Genomic DNA, 14,168 nt, shown 5'->3' on the forward strand with positions numbered 1-14,168 from the left:
GAGCATCTACGAAAGCAGCCTGTGACTCACTCCGCGCCACAGCCCGGCTCCACTGATCCGGCGATCATCCGCAACTTCTGCATCATCGCCCACATCGACCACGGCAAGTCGACGCTGGCCGACCGGATGCTGCAGCTGACCGGTGTGGTCGACGAGCGTGCCGCGCGGGCGCAGTACCTCGACCGGATGGACATCGAGCGCGAGCGCGGGATCACGATCAAGTCCCAGGCCGTGCGGATGCCGTGGACGGTCACCGAGGGCGACGACGCCGACAAGACGTTCGTGCTCAACATGATCGACACCCCCGGCCACGTCGACTTCACCTACGAGGTGTCCCGGTCGCTGGAGGCGTGCGAGGCGGCGATCCTGCTCGTCGACGCGGCGCAGGGCATCGAGGCGCAGACCCTGGCCAACCTCTACCTGGCGATGGGTGCCGACCTGCACATCATCCCGGTGCTCAACAAGATCGACCTGCCCTCCGCCAACCCGGAGAAGTACGCCCTGGAGCTGGCCAACCTCGTCGGCTGCGAGCCCGAGGACGTACTCCAGGTCTCGGCCAAGACCGGGATGGGCGTCGAGGGACTGCTCAACGAGATCGTGGCCCAGACTCCGGCTCCCGTCGGCGACCCGGACGCTCCCGCGCGGGCGCTGATCTTCGACTCCGTCTACGACACCTACCGCGGCGTGGTCACCTACGTCCGGGTCTTCGACGGCAAGCTGACCCACCGCGACAAGATCAAGATGATGTCGACCGGCGCGGTCCACGAGATGCTCGAGCTCGGCGTGATCAGCCCGGAGCCGGTCAAGGCCGACCACATCGGCGTCGGCGAGACCGGCTACCTGATCACAGGTGTGAAGGACGTACGCCAGTCGCGCGTGGGTGACACCGTCACCGGCAACAACCGCCCGGCCAAGGAGATGCTCGGCGGCTACTCCCACCCCAACCCGATGGTCTTCGCGGGGCTCTACCCGATCGACGGCGACCAGTACCCGGTGCTGCGCGAGGCGCTCGACAAGCTGCAGCTCAACGACGCTGCCCTGACGTACGAGCCGGAGACGTCGGGCGCGCTCGGCTTCGGCTTCCGCGTCGGGTTCCTCGGTCTGCTGCACATGGAGATCACCCGCGACCGTCTCGAGCGCGAGTTCAACCTCGACCTCATCTCGACGGCCCCCAACGTGGTCTACGACGTGATCATGGAGGACGGCTCCGAGCACATCGTCACCAACCCCTCGGAGTTCCCCGAGGGCAAGATCCGCGAGGTCCGCGAGCCGGTCGTCAAGGCCACCATCCTCTCGCCGTCCGACTACATCGGCACGATCATGGAGCTGTGCCAGAAGAAGCGCGGCACCCTCGGCGGCATGGACTACCTCTCCGAGGACCGCGTCGAGATGCGCTACGTCCTCCCCATGGGCGAGATCGCCTTCGACTTCTTCGACCAGCTCAAGTCCTCGACCAAGGGGTACGCCTCGCTGAACTACGAGTTCAGCGGCGACCAGGCCGCTGACCTGGTCAAGGTCGACATCCTGCTGCAGGGCGAGCCTGTCGACGCGTTCTCCGCGATCGTCCACCGCGAAGCCGCGTACTCCTACGGGGTCATGATGGTCGGCAAGCTGCGCGAGCTGATCCCCAGGCAGCAGTTCGAGGTCCCGATCCAGGCCGCCATCGGTGCTCGCGTCATCGCCCGCGAGACCATCCGCGCCATCCGCAAGGACGTCCTCGCCAAGTGCTACGGCGGCGACATCTCGCGTAAGCGCAAGCTGCTCGAGAAGCAGAAGGAGGGCAAGAAGCGGATGAAGATGGTCGGCCGCGTCGAGGTCCCCCAGGAGGCCTTCGTCGCCGCGCTCTCCACCACTCAGCCCTCTACCGACAAGACCGCCGGGAAGAAGTAGAGCCCCGCTGGTCGAGCCGCCGGAGCCGCTACGCCTTACGCTCGATGGTAGACAGCCTTTCCCGGGGGCGACGAGACGGGAGGGGACGCGAATGCGATCCGATGAGGAGCGCTCGGGCGGCCACGGCTGGGTGTGGTGGTACGGGCTGTTCGTCGGCTGCCTGCTGCTCGCGGCGGGAGCGGCGGAGACAGTTCGGGTCGTACGCAGTGGGGACGGCGGGCTTGTCTTCTGGTTCGGCACGCTCGTCGGTGGCGGCGTGCTCGTCCTGGCCGGCACGCTGCTGCTGCCCAGCCGACCCAGGACGGGGTTCATCCTCACGACGGTCGGATGTCTCGCGGGGGTGCTCCCGACCATGTGGACATTGATCGTGCCCGTGATGCTCGTGGGGTTGATCTTCGTGAGCGGCAGCCGAGCCATGGCGCCGCCGCCGGTCAGGAGCGGATGAGCTCGATGCTGTCGAGGACTGCGTCGAGGTCGTCGAGGCGCTGGTCGATGTCGTCGGGGTTCTGCCAGAAGACGCGGATGCCGTTGGCCTGCACCTGGACGCAGTCGAAGGGCGTGCCGTCAGAGTAGGACCACCAGCTGAGCCGCTCGCCCTCCAGGTCGCCGAAGGTGTCGGTCGGGGCGTCGTAGGTGACGTCCTTGACGTCGTCGTCACCGCCGCTGTCCTCGAACTCCTTCAGCTCGTCGTTCATGTCTGCGAGCGACTCCTTCTCGCCGACCCGGACGCTGAAGAAGCGGTCCTCGGACGTACGCCAGGTGCACTGGCCGCCGGGGGTCTGGTCGCTCGGGCCGGTGGCCTCCGGCTCGAACTCCTTCGGCACGTCCAGCCTCAAGACCACCCGCTTCCCGCCGATCGCCCCCGGACACTCGGCGGCGGTGAACCCCTTCGGCGTCGAGGTCGAGGACGCCGAGAACGGCGTCGGTGCGTCAGTCGTCACCGGCCCCGAGCCGGCCCCGCAGGCCGACGTGGCAGCGATCAGGACGATCAACGGTGCAGCCCGAAAATGCATGCCGGCTAGTCCATCACAGCAAGCGGCGGGCGGCCGCGCCGAGGAACCGAGCGGACTGCGTACGCCGGAATTTTTGGAGTGTCGGCAGGTTGATGTCGACGGTGGCTATCCGCGCATCGCCAGGTAGTGCGGGCTGTGCATGAGCCCGATCACGTTGCCGAACGGGTCGGCGACGGTGGCGATCTCCCAACCGGGTTCGCCGAGCGGTCGTGGGGCCGCCAGCCCGTTCGCGCCGAGGGCGAGCAGGTGGTCGTACGCCTTCTGCACGTCATCGACGTGCCAGTGCATGATCGCGCCGGCAGGGCTGGCGAACTCGTAGCCCTCCGGTGCGTAGCGGCGGTCGAGGAGGCCGAGCTCATCCTGGCTGTCGCCGATGCGGAACTCGACGTACGCCGGCTGCTCGGCGCTGGGGCGTGCGAAGTAGGGGGCTACGCCGAGGAGTTCCTGGTACCAGGCGGCAGCAGCCTTCACGTCGTCGACGAGGTAGTTGATCGTGGTGAATCCGTGGAACATGTGCTCTTCCTTTCGTGGTGGTGACTCCCATGATTCCGCTCAAAGTGCTCACGGAATGAGCACTTTGTGTGGCAGCCTCAGATCTGTGCGAGCCGAGCGGATGATCGCCACGCTCCTGCTGTTGCAGGCGCGCGGCCGGGTGACAGCGGCCGAGCTCGCCGTCGAGCTGGAGGTCTCGGTCGCCACCGCCCGCCGCGATCTCGAGGCGCTGTCGTCGGCCGGCGTGCCGGTCTACCCACAGCCGGGCAGGGGAGGGGGTTGGTCCCTCGTCGGGGGCGCGCGAACCGACCTGAGCGGGTTGACGGGTCCCGAGTCACAGGCCCTGTTCACGCTGGTCGGACCGGGTGCGGGCACGTCGCCCGAGGCGCAGCAGGCGGTGCGCAAGCTGCTCCGGGCGCTGCCGAGCCCATTCCGGGCCGACGCGGCCGCTGCCGCGGAGGCGGTGCGGCTCGATGCCGGCGACTGGGGCGAGCAACGTCGCTCGCGACCCGAGGTCGTAGACGTGGTGCAGCGGGCGGTGATCGACCGGCACCAGATCCGCCTGGACTACACCAGCCGGACCGGTCACGTCAGCACGGTCCTGCTCGATCCGCTGGGTCTGGTTGCGAAGGACGACCTGTGGTACCTCCTGGCGACCCGCGACGGCGCCCCGGACGTGCGCACCTATCGGATGGACCGGGTCGCCTCGGTCGAGGTGACCGCGCAGTCGGCGAATCGGCCCGAGGGATTCGACCTGGCCAGGGAGTGGCAGCGGGTGGTGGCGTACGTGGAGGAGCGGCGGGCCCGGGTCCGCGCCGCGGTGCTTGTGCGGCGCCGCCATCTGTGGGTTCTGCGCGACCACTTCGGCACCTACCTCGACGTGGTCGGCGACGCGCCTGCGGTCGGTGACGAGGAGCGGATCGAGGTGAGCGTCGCCGCCCACACCGCCCGGTCTCTCGCCGAGCAGCTGGCGGGATGGGGATCGATGATCGAGGTCGTAGGGCCCGAGGACGTACGTCACGAGCTGGCTCGCATCGGGACCGAGCTGGCGGCTGCGTACGGCTGAGAGTCGCGCAAGATCGGCTAAGCGCGCGGTCGGCGTTCGGTGATCTACTCGTGTGTGCCGACGAGTCGAAGGAGTGACGATGCGTACAGAACAGGTTCGGTTTCCGGAGGGATATGGCACGCCGAGCGAGCTGATGGCGTGGGAGGACGTACGCCAGCGGCTGGTCGAGGCGAAGCAGTTCTGGTTCGCGTTCGAGAGGCCGGGGCGGAGTCCGCACGTGACGCCGCTGGACGGGATCTGGTTCGAGGACAAGCTGGTCTACGGCGGCAGCCCGGAGACGTTGCACCGGCGGCTCGCGGCCGAGCATCCGAAGGTGACGGTGAACCTGCCGGACCCGTGGAAGCTGGTCGTCATCGAGGGCGAGGTGCGGACGACAACCTTCGACGCCGCGACAGCCGAGGAGATCGCGGGGCTGCTGAACGCGAAGTATCCCGAGTACGGGGAGAACGTCTTCGAGGCGAAGCACTACGTCGAAGGGTCGCCGGCGGTGCATCCACGGCGGATCCGGGCCTGGACCTCGTTCCCGAAGGACGCGACTGCCTTCGTCTTCGACTGACTTCCCGCTGGTCCGCGCTAGTCTCGCAGGGATGCACTTCACCGACTACGACACTCGGGTGGCGGCGTACGCCGTCATCGTCGACGACGCGGGGCGGATCCTGCTGAGCTGGTTCAACGGCAACCACCGCAACGACCCGGGCTGGACGCTGCCGGGTGGCGGCGTCGACTACGGCGAGCAGATGCCCGCCGCAGTCATGCGCGAGGTGAAGGAGGAGACCGGCTACGACGTCGAGGTCGGAGCTCCGCTGACGACCGACGTGTTCGTCGTGCCGTTCGACCCGGGGCGACGGCCCTACCAGTCGACCCGGGTGGTCTTCGAGGCCCGGATCGTCGGCGGTGAGCTGGGCACGCTGGAGGTCGGCGGAACCACCGACTACGCCGCGTGGATCGGGCTGGACGACCCCGCGATCGAAGCCGAGTCCACGAGCCCCATCGTCCGGATGGGGATCGCGGCCCTGAAGGTCGCTCAGTCGACCCAGTAGTTGTCGTGGAGCTTGTAGAACTCGGCCATCTCGTCCGGGCCGAGCTCGGTGCCCTCGGCTAGCTCGCGCAACCCCTCGAAGTAGCCCTCCCGCGGCGCGCCCGGGGTGAAGTGGAGCAGCATCGAGGCGGGCTCGTCGGTGGTGTTGCGGAAGCCGTGCAGGCCGCCGACCGGCACGTGCACGAAGTCGCCGGCGCCGGCCGGGATCCACTCCTCGCCGTTGTAGATCCGCACGGTCCCGGTCAGCACGTAGAACGACTCGGCCACGGCACGGTGGAAGTGGGGCCCGGGGCCGGTCTCGTTGGGACCGAAGTGCCAGCGGTAGAGCCCGTAGTCACCCGCGGTCGTCGCTCCGGTGGCGAGATAGTCGACCTTCACGCCGTTGGGATAGGTGAGATCAGGCGCGGTCTTGTCGGGACGGTAGAACGCCGAGACCTCACCGGCCTCGCCGTCGTAGCGCTCGGGCGGGTAGGGAACACCTTTGGTCCCCATCGACTCTGGAAGTGACATGGGCACAACCTGCCCGATCCGTCCGGGGTTGGGAAGCGGATTAAGGTGGCTCGCGTGACGCCGCTGCCAGACTCCTTCGTGGCACTCGCGGCGAACGGTCCCGACTGGGCAGCGTGGCTCGACCGGCTGCCCGGGCTGGTGCGCGATCTGCTCGAGGAGTGGTCGCTGACACCGGACGGCGAGGCGACGCACGGGAACACCGCGGTCGTCGTTCCCGTGCGGACCACCGAGGGCGAGGCGGCGGTGCTGAAGGTCGGCTGGCCGCACTGGGAGGCCGAGCACGAGGCGCTGGCGCTGCAGACCTGGGGCGGTCGGGGTGCTGTACGCCTTCTCCGGGCCGACCCGAAGCGCTTCGCGCTGCTGCTGGAGCGGCTCCACACCGAGGACCTCTCGGAGCTCTGGGACGTGCAGGCGTGCGAGATCGTGGGCGGGTTCTACCGGCGGCTGCACGTCCCGGCTCCGCCGCAGCTGCGTACGTTGTCGGCGCAGGCCGCCCGCTGGGCGAGCGAGCTGGGGGAGAAGGAGCGGCGGCTTCCGGTGCCGCCGCGGATGGTCGAGCAGGCCCGGGCGATCGCGCGCGACTTCGCCGCCGACGAGGCCACCGACGGGAAGCTGATCCACACCGATCTGCATTTCGAGAACGTGCTCCAGGGCGATCGCGAGGAGTGGCTGGTGATCGACCCGAAGCCCCTCTCCGGCGACCCGCACTACGAGCTCGCGCCGATGCTCTGGAACCGCTTCGACGAGTACGCCGGCCGGATCCGCGACGGCGTACGGGGCCGGTTCTTCGCCCTCGTCGACGCCGCCGAGCTCGACGAGGACCGCGCCCGGGCCTGGGCGGTGCTGCGCCTGGTCGTCAACGTCAAGGACGAGGTCGAGGACAACCAGGCGCCCGACAAGGCTGGACCTGATAAAGAGTGGATCACCGCGATGATCTCGGTCGCGAAGGCGGTCCAGGACTGAGGGCATCTAGTCGGTCGGCCAGGCTTCGCTCGGGACCGGCGTGGACCCAGCGACCAGCTTCCCGGCGGCGTCATAGGCCGCATAGCCGACGCTGTCCTGCCTCTTCTTCACCCCCTCCGCGCTGAACCAGGCGACGGCGATCCCGCTGTTGACGGCGCCGTCGACGTACTTGCCGCCGATGAAGAACTTCACGGAGACAGCCTCGGCGGGAACGGGCGACATGAAGCCGATCCAGTTCGTGGTCCAAGAGGTGCTGGAGTTCCCTGACAGGCCCATGCCGGGGTGAGGCCTGATCCGGTCTGCCGCCCCGACGACGTCCTCGGCTTTCGGCGAGCTGGAGTCGGTCGTGTAGGCGCGGCAGTCGATGAGGTAGTCGTCGGTCAGGAAGTACGCGCGCAGCTCGTTGTCGTGCTCCGGCCCGAAGTCGTTGCGCCTCTCCGCGAAGATCGGATAGACCTGATCGGGATCGATCGTGTCCGGCATCGACGGGTCTATGCCGCCCGTGTCGGCGACGTCCTGGGCGGCCATGGGGAGGCAGCTGCGTTTGATCGTTGCCAGTTCGGCGTCGGTGACGTTGGTGGGCTCGCCGCCCCAGGTGAGCACCTGCTCCGGACGAGACGGCGAGGTGCTCTGGTCCGCGGGCGCGAGATCGATCGCCAGCGGGCTACGTCCGAGACCGGCGAGGACGACCCCGGTCACGACGAGACACATACCGGCAGCGGCGGCGGTCAGCAGTGACGTACGCCGCCGGCGGAGCCGGTCCCCGCGGACCCGAATGGCCGCGAGCGGACGGTCGAGGGTGAGGTCGCTGCTGGTGCGCAGCTCGTCTTCGAGGTCGAGGCTCATGAGCGAGCTCCTTCGGTGGCGAGGTCGGCGCGCAACGTGGCGAGCGCCTGGTGCAGGTGGGCCGAGACGGTGCCTTGCGAGATTTCGAGCACGGCCGACGTGGTCGCCGTGTCGAGGTCGAGGATGTAGCGCAGCGCCACCACCTCGCGCTGCCGCTTGGGCAGGCGGCGCACGGCGGCGATGAGGTCGCTGCGCCTCTCGAGGTCGGGTTGGTCGCTGCGTTCGTCCTGGGGTGGGCCGACCTCGCGGCGGCGCTTCCGCCACGAGGAGATGTCGGCGTTGACCGCGGTGCGTACGACCCAGGCAGCAGGCGATCGGGCGTTGCGTACCGTCCGCCACCGTGCCCAGGCACGGGCGAACGCTTCGGCCACCGCGTCCTCGGCGCGCGCCGGGTCGACCCCGCTCGCGACGGTGGCTCGCAGGCAGCGGTCCTTGTGGGTGGCGTAGAACGCACCGAACTCGTCGAAGTTCACAGCCTGTTGACGCACCAGCCCTCGGTTCCCTTTAGGCGGCCATCGACATTTCTCGCCGGAAACCCGTTCGACCGTACTCGTGAGCCACGGGAGAATCGCGGCCATGCCCATCGTGCGAAGCGTGAACATCGGTCAGTCCAAGCCCGCCGAGTGGGCGGAGGTGGGCGCCACCTCGATGGAGAAGCTCGCCACGCCCGAGCCGGTGACCGTCGGCACGGAGGGCATCGTGACCGACACGCAGACCGACCGGCGTCACCACGGCGGTGAGGAGCAGGCGGTCTACGCCTTCGCCCGCGAGGACCTCGACGTATGGGGCTCGCGGTTGGGCGTGACGCTTCGTGACGGGCAGTTCGCCGAGAACCTCACCACCGAGGGGATCGACATCAACGCGGCTCTGGTGGGGGAGCAGTGGCGGATCGGGACGGTGCTGCTGGAGATCTGCAGCGTGCGTACGCCGTGCAACGACTTCAAGAACTGGATGGGCGTCTCGGGCTACGACAATGCCCAGTGGGTCAAGAAGTTCGCCGCCGAGGCGCGCCCGGGGCCCTACCTTCGCGTCCTCGAGGAGGGACAGTTGCAGGCCGGCGACGAGATCGTGGTCGTCCACCGCCCCGACCACGGCATCACCGTCTCGACGCTCTTCAAGGCGCTCACCACCGACCGCAGCCTGCTCCCGAGGCTCATCGGCATCGATGGGCTCGGGGACAAGCCGCGGGCGGCGGCGGAGAAGTACGTCGCAGCCCAGCGCTAAGGACCGCAGTGCGTGCGATCGTCGTGGCTCTCGGCGTCGCGCTTTTTGCCGCAACCGCGCAAGTAGTAACCCTCGGGGGAGATGCCCTGGATCTCGAGCTTGTTCAGCTGGTCCGTGGTGAGCCTCCCGGCCGGGATCAGCGCGACGGCCATGTTGTCCTCGGTGATGGTCGCGTCGAACCGTTGCTTGCCGACCCAGAACCAGGCGGACTCCAACGTCTCGTTGCCGAGCGATCGCGTCACCCGGACCCCTTCTGCGGTCTCGGTCCACTCGGTGGTCGGCGGTTCCCGCACCACGTCACCCGGCTCGGGATGGACCAGACTGCCGTCGGCGTCGTAGGCGCGGAACGTTGCCGACGCGGCGTCGACCTTGTGGTCGGTCCAGGCGACCGCTACGCCGTTGACGACGGTCGCCGGGAAGTCCTCGCCGCTCGAGGTGAAGACCACCTCGGTGACGTTCATCTTCTCGGGGAGGGGGAGCAGGAACTCCGTGCCGTCGCCGACGCTTCCACGAGAGAAGTCCTCCCATGGCCCGGTCTCCGCAAGGGAGCCCCAGAACTCCGGCGTCCCGAAGACCATGGTGAAGTCGGGCCCGGCAGTCGCGCTCCGCTGGGGGTTCGTCGAGGTCGAGCAAGTCACTGCATAGTCGGTGCCCTTGAAGATCGCCTTGGCTGTCGCTCCGCGTTTCTCGGCGAGGAATGGCCAGGTGTCTGACGGGATCTCCTCGACTTCATCGGGGTCGATGGCATTGTTCGCCTCGGAGCCGTAGCCGTACCGGGACTTCACGTCAGCCCAGGCCGTCTCCAGGCACCGCTTGCTCAGCGTGTCGAGCTCCTCGGACGTGAGGTTGGTCGGGTCGCCCGACCAGTCGACCGGAGTCTTCTGCTGGGGTGCGTCCGACGTCGACGGTTCCGGGGTGGCGATGTTCGAGTCGATCAGCCGATCGGGGATCGCGACGTACGCCATGACCCCGGCGAGCGAGAAGGCGGCGACGGCGGCGACCGCCTTCGAGCCGCGACGGAGGCGACGCATCCGGTCACCCCGGCGCAGGATCTCGGTGGCAGGGGTGTCGAGGGTCTGGCGACTGCTGTTGCGCAGCAAGGTCTCGATGTCGTTCATGACAGCATCCCTTCGGGGTTGGTCAGCTGCAGCCGCAGAGTCTTGAGCGCATGGTGGAGCGAGGCGGAGACGGTGCCGCGAGCGATACCGAGCTCGTGGGCGGTCGTCTCGGCATCGAGGTCGAGGAAGTAGCGCAGCGCGACCACCTCGCGTTGACGCGGTGGCAGCCGGCGTACGGCCTCCAACAGGTCGTGGTCGGTGTCGTTGTCGGAGTCGTTGCGGGGGAGCTCTTCGGGAGTCTCGGGAACGGTCAGTTCGCGGCGGCGCTTGCGCCACCAGGAGATGTCGACGTTGATCGCGGTGCGAACCACCCATGCGGCCGGGGAGTTGGCCAGTCTGACCGTCGGCCAGCGCGACCAGGCGCGTGCGAAGGCCTCGGCGGTCGCTTCCTCGGCCCGGCCGGGATCCATGCCGGTAGCGATCGCGGCACGCAGGCAGCGGTCTTTGGCGCCGACGTAGAAGTCGGTGAATTCTTCTCGGCTCACGCCTGGATGACGCACAGCAGCCATTATCGGTTTAGGCGCGACCCAAATAACTCATTGACGGTTCTGCCCGGCCTCACCAGACTCACTCCCAAACAACTCTTGGGAGGTTTGGGTGGACGAGGAGATCTCGCGGCTGCGGGCGGCCGGGCACCCGCTGCGGCTCCGGATGCTGTCATTGCTGACGGGTGCGGAGCTGTCGGCGGCGGAGGTGGCGCGCGAACTCGACCTGACGCACGCCAACGCCTCCTACCATCTCCGGCTGCTCGAGAGCGCCGGGCTGATCGAGGTCGCGGGCGAGGAGCGGATCCGCGGTGGGGTCGCGAAGCGGTATCGGTACGTCTGGCGCCGCGACGCTGCCCAGGGGCCGCCGTCCAAGGAGGACGACGAGGTCCACACCCGCGCGATCGCCGAGGAGCTCGTACGCCGCCGCCGCTCGCGCGCCGACGGACCTGCCATCGTCTCGGACGCGGAGATGTGGGTCGACCCCGAGGTCTGGCAGCGGGTCCACGACCTCGTCCGGGAGGCCAGCGGTCTGCTCCACGACAACGCTCGCCCGCCGCGTACGGAGGGCACGATCCACGTGAACCTGACCGCTTCCGCCTTCGTGATGGGCGAGGACAAGTGAGCGTCCGGGAAAGCCTCTTCGTCCTCAAGGAGCGCGACTTCGGATGGTTCTTCGCCTCGCGGTTCGTGAACCTCGCCGGGTCGTCGATGTCGCACGTGGCGCTCGCGTTCGCGGTGCTCGAGGTGACCGACTCGGCCTCCGCGCTGGGCTACGTCGTCGCCGCGCACACCATCCCGATGGTCGTGTTCCTGCTGATCGGCGGGGTGATCGCCGACCGGTTCTCGCGGCGGCTGGTGCTGCAGCTGAGCAACGTGGCCTCGGCCGTGACCCAGGCGGCCGCGGCGGCACTGGTGATCACCGGGCACGCCGAGATCTGGCATCTGGTCGTCCTGCAGGCGATGAACGGCACCACGATGGCGATGGCCTTCCCTGCGATGCAGGGGATGGTGCCGCAGCTGGTGGCGAAGAAGGACCTGCAGCCGGCCAACCTGTTGCTGTCGATGTCGCGCAGCACCCTGACGATCCTGGGCCCGTCGGTCGCGGCCGCTCTCGTGGTCGGCGTCGGTGCCGGCTGGGCCCTGGCGGTCGACGCCCTGACCTGGCTGCTCGCGGCGATCTTCCTGCTCCCGGTACGGATCCCGCCGCGTCCGGCGGACGCGGAGAAGACCTCGGCGATCGAGGACCTGCGGGCCGGGTGGACGTACTTCCGGAGCACCACCTGGCTGTGGGTCGTGGTGGTCGCCTTCATGATCCTCAACGCGATCCAGTCCGGCGGGCTGCATGTGCTGGGTCCCGCGTACGCGAAGTCCTCCTCGCTCGGCGTCGAGGGCTGGGGCCTGGCCAACTCCGCGCTCGCGGCCGGGATGCTCGTCATGACGATCCTGCTGATGCGGGCCACGATCCGGCGGCCGTTGCGAGCGGGGATGTTCGGGATCATGGCGTTCTCGCTGCCCTTCTTCGCGCTCGCGCTCTGGCCGGAGACGTTGCCGCTCATCGTGGCGATGGCCTTCGCCGGCGCCGGGATCGAGATCTTCAGCCTCGGCTGGAGCCTGGCGATGCAGGAGAACGTCCCGGGCGAGATGCTCTCCCGCGCCTACTCCTACGACGCGCTCGGCTCGTTCCTCGCGATGCCGATCGGGCAGCTCCTCTTCGGGCCGCTGGCGGCATGGTTCGGGGAGCGGTCGGTCTTCCTCGTCAGCGGCGTGCTCTACGCCGCGGTCTGCCTGGCCGCGCTCGCCGTACCGTCGGTGCGACGGCTGCAGCGTGCGGGCCAGGACGAGATGTCCGCGACCTCGTGAGGGTCAGACGCAGCCGTACGCCTCGGGACCGCTCGGGGCGTCGGGGTTTCCGCGCGGCTCCTCTGTGACCGTGGGTGCGTCGGGTAGCAGGTGGGCGGCATCGCTGCCGGCGAACTCCTGCCTGAGCGGCCAGGAGCGGGCCTCGGCCAGTGCCGTCTCCGCCCGCTCGATCCGGCTGTCGTCATCGGCCTCGGAGGCAGCCTTCCACTCGTCGTACCAGGCACAGACCGCTCCCTTCGCCACGTCGATCGCCAGGTGGTAGCGGTTGGGCTGGAGGCTGGTCAGCTGGTCCTCGTCGTAGCTCTCCGGAAGAGGTACGCCGGTGAGCAGCTGCTCGATCGTTGCCGATCGCTCCTGGGCGGTGAGATATCGGACGGGCAGGGCGGCGTCGAACTCAGCCTGGTCCACCCAGCGCAGCTGGGTGAGGAGCTCCTCGAACTCCGCCTTCGACATGCCGGTGCCGGTGATCACCTGGTAGTGGCCGGCGGTCAGCGGCAGCACGACCCGGAAGGCGTCTTCGCCGGCGTTGCGCCAGTAGGTCGCCTCCTGGCCGAGCACCTCGATCGGCAGCTCGGTGACACCGTCGTCAGCGGTGTCGAACGAGCCTGCGAATCGCAGCCCCTCCTGGTAGGTCGAGCTGTCGCCCCAGCTGATGTCCAGGCGAGGGGCTCGGCGGCCGCTGCCTGACGGTTCGTAGTCGACGCCGCCGATGTGGGACGCATCGGTCACCGAGCCGTCGGGCCCGGGCACGATCCACCCGGGTGCGTCGAGCACGAGCCGGTAGGCCTCGGCCGAGCGCGGCGTACCGTCGTAGGCGAAGCTCATCGCCGGCTCGAACGGGGTCTCGCCCGGAAGAAGCCGGGGCGCAAGGACGGCACCGGTGACGGCGAGAGCGCCGGCCAGACCGGCCACGGCGAGACCGCGGGTCCAACGGCGGCGGACGGTGGTGCGGCGGGCGGCGCCCGGGCGCGGCGCGCGGGCGATCACTCGCCCGGCGGCAGGGGCGTCCTCGGCGCGCTCGGCGAGAGCGGCGCGGATCAGGTCATCGAGGTCGGTGCTCATCGTGACTCCTCGGCAAGGGTGGTGGACATGAGGTCGGGGTGGCTGCGCAGCTTGGTGAGAGCGCGCATGGCGGTGCTGCGTACGGTGCCTGCGGAGATGCCGAGCGCCTCGGCGATATCGGCATCGGCAAGGTCCTCGTAGTAGCGGAGAACCACGACGGCGCGTTGCCGCGGAGGCAGTGCGCCGATGCGCTGCCAGAGCAGGTGACGTACGCCGACTGCTTCTGTCTCGTCCTCGCCGGCTCGTTCCGGCAGATCGGCGACGACGAGCTCGCTCGAGGCGCGTTTGCGGCGCCAGCTCAGGTGTTGGTTGAGCAGGATCTTGCGGGCGTACGCATGCGGGTCGACGACGTGGGCCATCCTCGACCAGCGTCGGCACAAGCGCTCCAGGGTGTCCTGGACGAGGTCCTCGGCGCGGTGACCGTCACCGGTCAGCAGGTAGGCGAGCCGCAGCAGCGCGCCGCTGCGCGTCACCACGTACTCGTCGAAGTCTGTGTCCATGCTGTCCTCCGTCTGGGCCCTCTCCTGTCCGGGACCTCTGCCTCTTCGATGCGGCGGCACGGCGTGGGTGTTGCGCTGACGGTGCAACTGTGGCCCT

General features: G+C 68.9%; 18 protein-coding genes. 9 read left to right on the top strand and 9 right to left on the bottom strand.

Features of this window, described 5'->3' with window-relative positions; translation table 11 throughout:
• Window positions 1-21 precede the first annotated feature (21 nt).
• A complete protein-coding gene (gene lepA / locus AB0F44_RS04670; RefSeq protein WP_357353141.1) occupies window positions 22-1,890 on the top strand; it encodes a translation elongation factor 4 in 1,869 nt (622 codons plus the stop codon).
• A gap of 91 nt (window positions 1,891-1,981) precedes the next feature.
• On the top strand, window positions 1,982-2,335 hold the full coding sequence (locus AB0F44_RS04675) for a hypothetical protein (protein WP_357353143.1): 354 nt from the start codon (window positions 1,982-1,984) through the stop codon (window positions 2,333-2,335).
• Here the strand turns inward: AB0F44_RS04675 and AB0F44_RS04680 are convergent.
• Both AB0F44_RS04680 and AB0F44_RS04685 read right to left on the bottom strand, forming a co-directional pair.
• Window positions 2,322-2,903 carry a hypothetical protein gene (locus AB0F44_RS04680; protein ID WP_357353145.1) on the bottom strand — a complete coding sequence of 194 codons (582 nt, stop codon included), beginning with the start codon at window positions 2,901-2,903 and terminating at the stop codon, window positions 2,322-2,324. The two genes, AB0F44_RS04675 and AB0F44_RS04680, sit on opposite strands and share 14 nt — an antisense overlap.
• A 105-nt stretch (window positions 2,904-3,008) precedes the next feature.
• On the bottom strand, window positions 3,009-3,416 hold the full coding sequence (locus AB0F44_RS04685; RefSeq protein ID WP_357353147.1) for a VOC family protein: 408 nt from the start codon (window positions 3,414-3,416) through the stop codon (window positions 3,009-3,011).
• Window positions 3,417-3,501: 85 nt separating this feature from the next.
• On the opposite strand from AB0F44_RS04685, the gene AB0F44_RS04690 reads away from it, so the two are divergent.
• The 3 genes from AB0F44_RS04690 (at window position 3,502) to AB0F44_RS04700 (ending at window position 5,501) form a co-directional block, all read left to right on the top strand.
• Entirely contained in the window at window positions 3,502-4,461 is a 960-nt protein-coding gene (locus AB0F44_RS04690) for a WYL domain-containing protein (RefSeq protein WP_357353149.1), read from the top strand.
• A gap of 79 nt (window positions 4,462-4,540) precedes the next feature.
• The gene (locus AB0F44_RS04695) at window positions 4,541-5,017 is read left to right on the top strand and encodes a pyridoxamine 5'-phosphate oxidase family protein (RefSeq protein ID WP_357353151.1); all 477 of its coding nucleotides are present in this window, start codon (window positions 4,541-4,543) and stop codon (window positions 5,015-5,017) included.
• Window positions 5,018-5,048: 31 nt separating this feature from the next.
• Window positions 5,049-5,501 carry an NUDIX hydrolase gene (locus AB0F44_RS04700; RefSeq protein ID WP_357353153.1) on the top strand — a complete coding sequence of 151 codons (453 nt, stop codon included), beginning with the start codon at window positions 5,049-5,051 and terminating at the stop codon, window positions 5,499-5,501.
• On the opposite strand, the gene AB0F44_RS04705 is transcribed toward AB0F44_RS04700, so the two are convergent.
• The gene (locus AB0F44_RS04705) at window positions 5,486-6,010 is read right to left on the bottom strand and encodes a cupin domain-containing protein (RefSeq protein ID WP_357353155.1); all 525 of its coding nucleotides are present in this window, start codon (window positions 6,008-6,010) and stop codon (window positions 5,486-5,488) included. The genes AB0F44_RS04700 and AB0F44_RS04705 overlap by 16 nt on opposite strands.
• A 54-nt stretch (window positions 6,011-6,064) precedes the next feature.
• Here AB0F44_RS04705 and AB0F44_RS04710 point away from each other — a divergent pair, with 54 nt between their 5' ends.
• Window positions 6,065-6,973, top strand: a complete 909-nt coding sequence (locus tag AB0F44_RS04710) for an aminoglycoside phosphotransferase family protein (protein ID WP_357353157.1) — start codon at window positions 6,065-6,067, stop codon at window positions 6,971-6,973.
• A 6-nt stretch (window positions 6,974-6,979) separates the two neighbouring features.
• Here AB0F44_RS04710 and AB0F44_RS04715 read toward each other — a convergent pair whose 3' ends face one another.
• The gene (locus tag AB0F44_RS04715) at window positions 6,980-7,819 is read right to left on the bottom strand and encodes a hypothetical protein (RefSeq protein WP_357353159.1); all 840 of its coding nucleotides are present in this window, start codon (window positions 7,817-7,819) and stop codon (window positions 6,980-6,982) included.
• Entirely contained in the window at window positions 7,816-8,307 is a 492-nt protein-coding gene (locus AB0F44_RS04720; RefSeq protein WP_357353161.1) for a SigE family RNA polymerase sigma factor, read from the bottom strand. Before AB0F44_RS04720 ends, AB0F44_RS04715 begins: the two co-directional genes overlap by 4 nt.
• A gap of 88 nt (window positions 8,308-8,395) precedes the next feature.
• On the opposite strand from AB0F44_RS04720, the gene AB0F44_RS04725 reads away from it, so the two are divergent.
• Window positions 8,396-9,043: an MOSC domain-containing protein gene (locus AB0F44_RS04725; RefSeq protein WP_357353163.1), complete on the top strand. Its 648-nt coding sequence runs from the start codon at window positions 8,396-8,398 to the stop codon at window positions 9,041-9,043.
• Here the strand turns inward: AB0F44_RS04725 and AB0F44_RS04730 are convergent.
• Window positions 9,040-10,161 (bottom strand): hypothetical protein, encoded by a 1,122-nt coding sequence (locus tag AB0F44_RS04730; protein WP_357353165.1) that lies wholly within the window; start codon window positions 10,159-10,161, stop codon window positions 9,040-9,042. The genes AB0F44_RS04725 and AB0F44_RS04730 overlap by 4 nt on opposite strands.
• Window positions 10,158-10,646 carry a sigma-70 family RNA polymerase sigma factor gene (locus tag AB0F44_RS04735; protein ID WP_357353167.1) on the bottom strand — a complete coding sequence of 163 codons (489 nt, stop codon included), beginning with the start codon at window positions 10,644-10,646 and terminating at the stop codon, window positions 10,158-10,160. The genes AB0F44_RS04730 and AB0F44_RS04735 overlap by 4 nt, the downstream gene beginning before the upstream one ends.
• A gap of 112 nt (window positions 10,647-10,758) precedes the next feature.
• Between AB0F44_RS04735 and AB0F44_RS04740 the strand changes: the two genes are divergently transcribed.
• On the top strand, window positions 10,759-11,271 hold the full coding sequence (locus tag AB0F44_RS04740; protein WP_357353169.1) for a helix-turn-helix domain-containing protein: 513 nt from the start codon (window positions 10,759-10,761) through the stop codon (window positions 11,269-11,271).
• Window positions 11,268-12,509, top strand: coding sequence for an MFS transporter (locus AB0F44_RS04745; protein ID WP_357353171.1), 1,242 nt, complete (start codon window positions 11,268-11,270; stop codon window positions 12,507-12,509). The genes AB0F44_RS04740 and AB0F44_RS04745 overlap by 4 nt, the downstream gene beginning before the upstream one ends.
• Window positions 12,510-12,512: 3 nt before the next feature.
• On the opposite strand, the gene AB0F44_RS04750 is transcribed toward AB0F44_RS04745, so the two are convergent.
• The gene (locus AB0F44_RS04750) at window positions 12,513-13,571 is read right to left on the bottom strand and encodes a hypothetical protein (protein ID WP_357353173.1); all 1,059 of its coding nucleotides are present in this window, start codon (window positions 13,569-13,571) and stop codon (window positions 12,513-12,515) included.
• On the bottom strand, window positions 13,568-14,071 hold the full coding sequence (locus tag AB0F44_RS04755) for a SigE family RNA polymerase sigma factor (protein WP_357353175.1): 504 nt from the start codon (window positions 14,069-14,071) through the stop codon (window positions 13,568-13,570). Before AB0F44_RS04755 ends, AB0F44_RS04750 begins: the two co-directional genes overlap by 4 nt.
• Window positions 14,072-14,168: the final 97 nt, after the last annotated feature.

The organism is Nocardioides sp. NPDC023903 (genome assembly GCF_040639295.1).
GTDB lineage: Bacteria > Actinomycetota > Actinomycetes > Propionibacteriales > Nocardioidaceae > Nocardioides.

Bases quoted from the DNA above. Each gene is read 5' to 3' on its own strand.
- AB0F44_RS04675 (WP_357353143.1), top strand. From the start codon at position 1,982: ATGCGATCCGATGAGGAGCGCTCGGGCGGCCACGGCTGGGTGTGGTGG.
- AB0F44_RS04680 (WP_357353145.1), bottom strand. From the start codon at position 2,903: ATGCATTTTCGGGCTGCACCGTTGATCGTCCTGATCGCTGCCACGTCG.
- AB0F44_RS04685 (WP_357353147.1), bottom strand. From the start codon at position 3,416: ATGTTCCACGGATTCACCACGATCAACTACCTCGTCGACGACGTGAAG.
- AB0F44_RS04695 (WP_357353151.1), top strand. From the start codon at position 4,541: ATGCGTACAGAACAGGTTCGGTTTCCGGAGGGATATGGCACGCCGAGC.
- AB0F44_RS04700 (WP_357353153.1), top strand. From the start codon at position 5,049: ATGCACTTCACCGACTACGACACTCGGGTGGCGGCGTACGCCGTCATC.
- AB0F44_RS04705 (WP_357353155.1), bottom strand. From the start codon at position 6,010: ATGTCACTTCCAGAGTCGATGGGGACCAAAGGTGTTCCCTACCCGCCC.
- AB0F44_RS04715 (WP_357353159.1), bottom strand. From the start codon at position 7,819: ATGAGCCTCGACCTCGAAGACGAGCTGCGCACCAGCAGCGACCTCACC.
- AB0F44_RS04725 (WP_357353163.1), top strand. From the start codon at position 8,396: ATGCCCATCGTGCGAAGCGTGAACATCGGTCAGTCCAAGCCCGCCGAG.
- AB0F44_RS04730 (WP_357353165.1), bottom strand. From the start codon at position 10,161: ATGAACGACATCGAGACCTTGCTGCGCAACAGCAGTCGCCAGACCCTC.
- AB0F44_RS04750 (WP_357353173.1), bottom strand. From the start codon at position 13,571: ATGAGCACCGACCTCGATGACCTGATCCGCGCCGCTCTCGCCGAGCGC.
- AB0F44_RS04755 (WP_357353175.1), bottom strand. From the start codon at position 14,071: ATGGACACAGACTTCGACGAGTACGTGGTGACGCGCAGCGGCGCGCTG.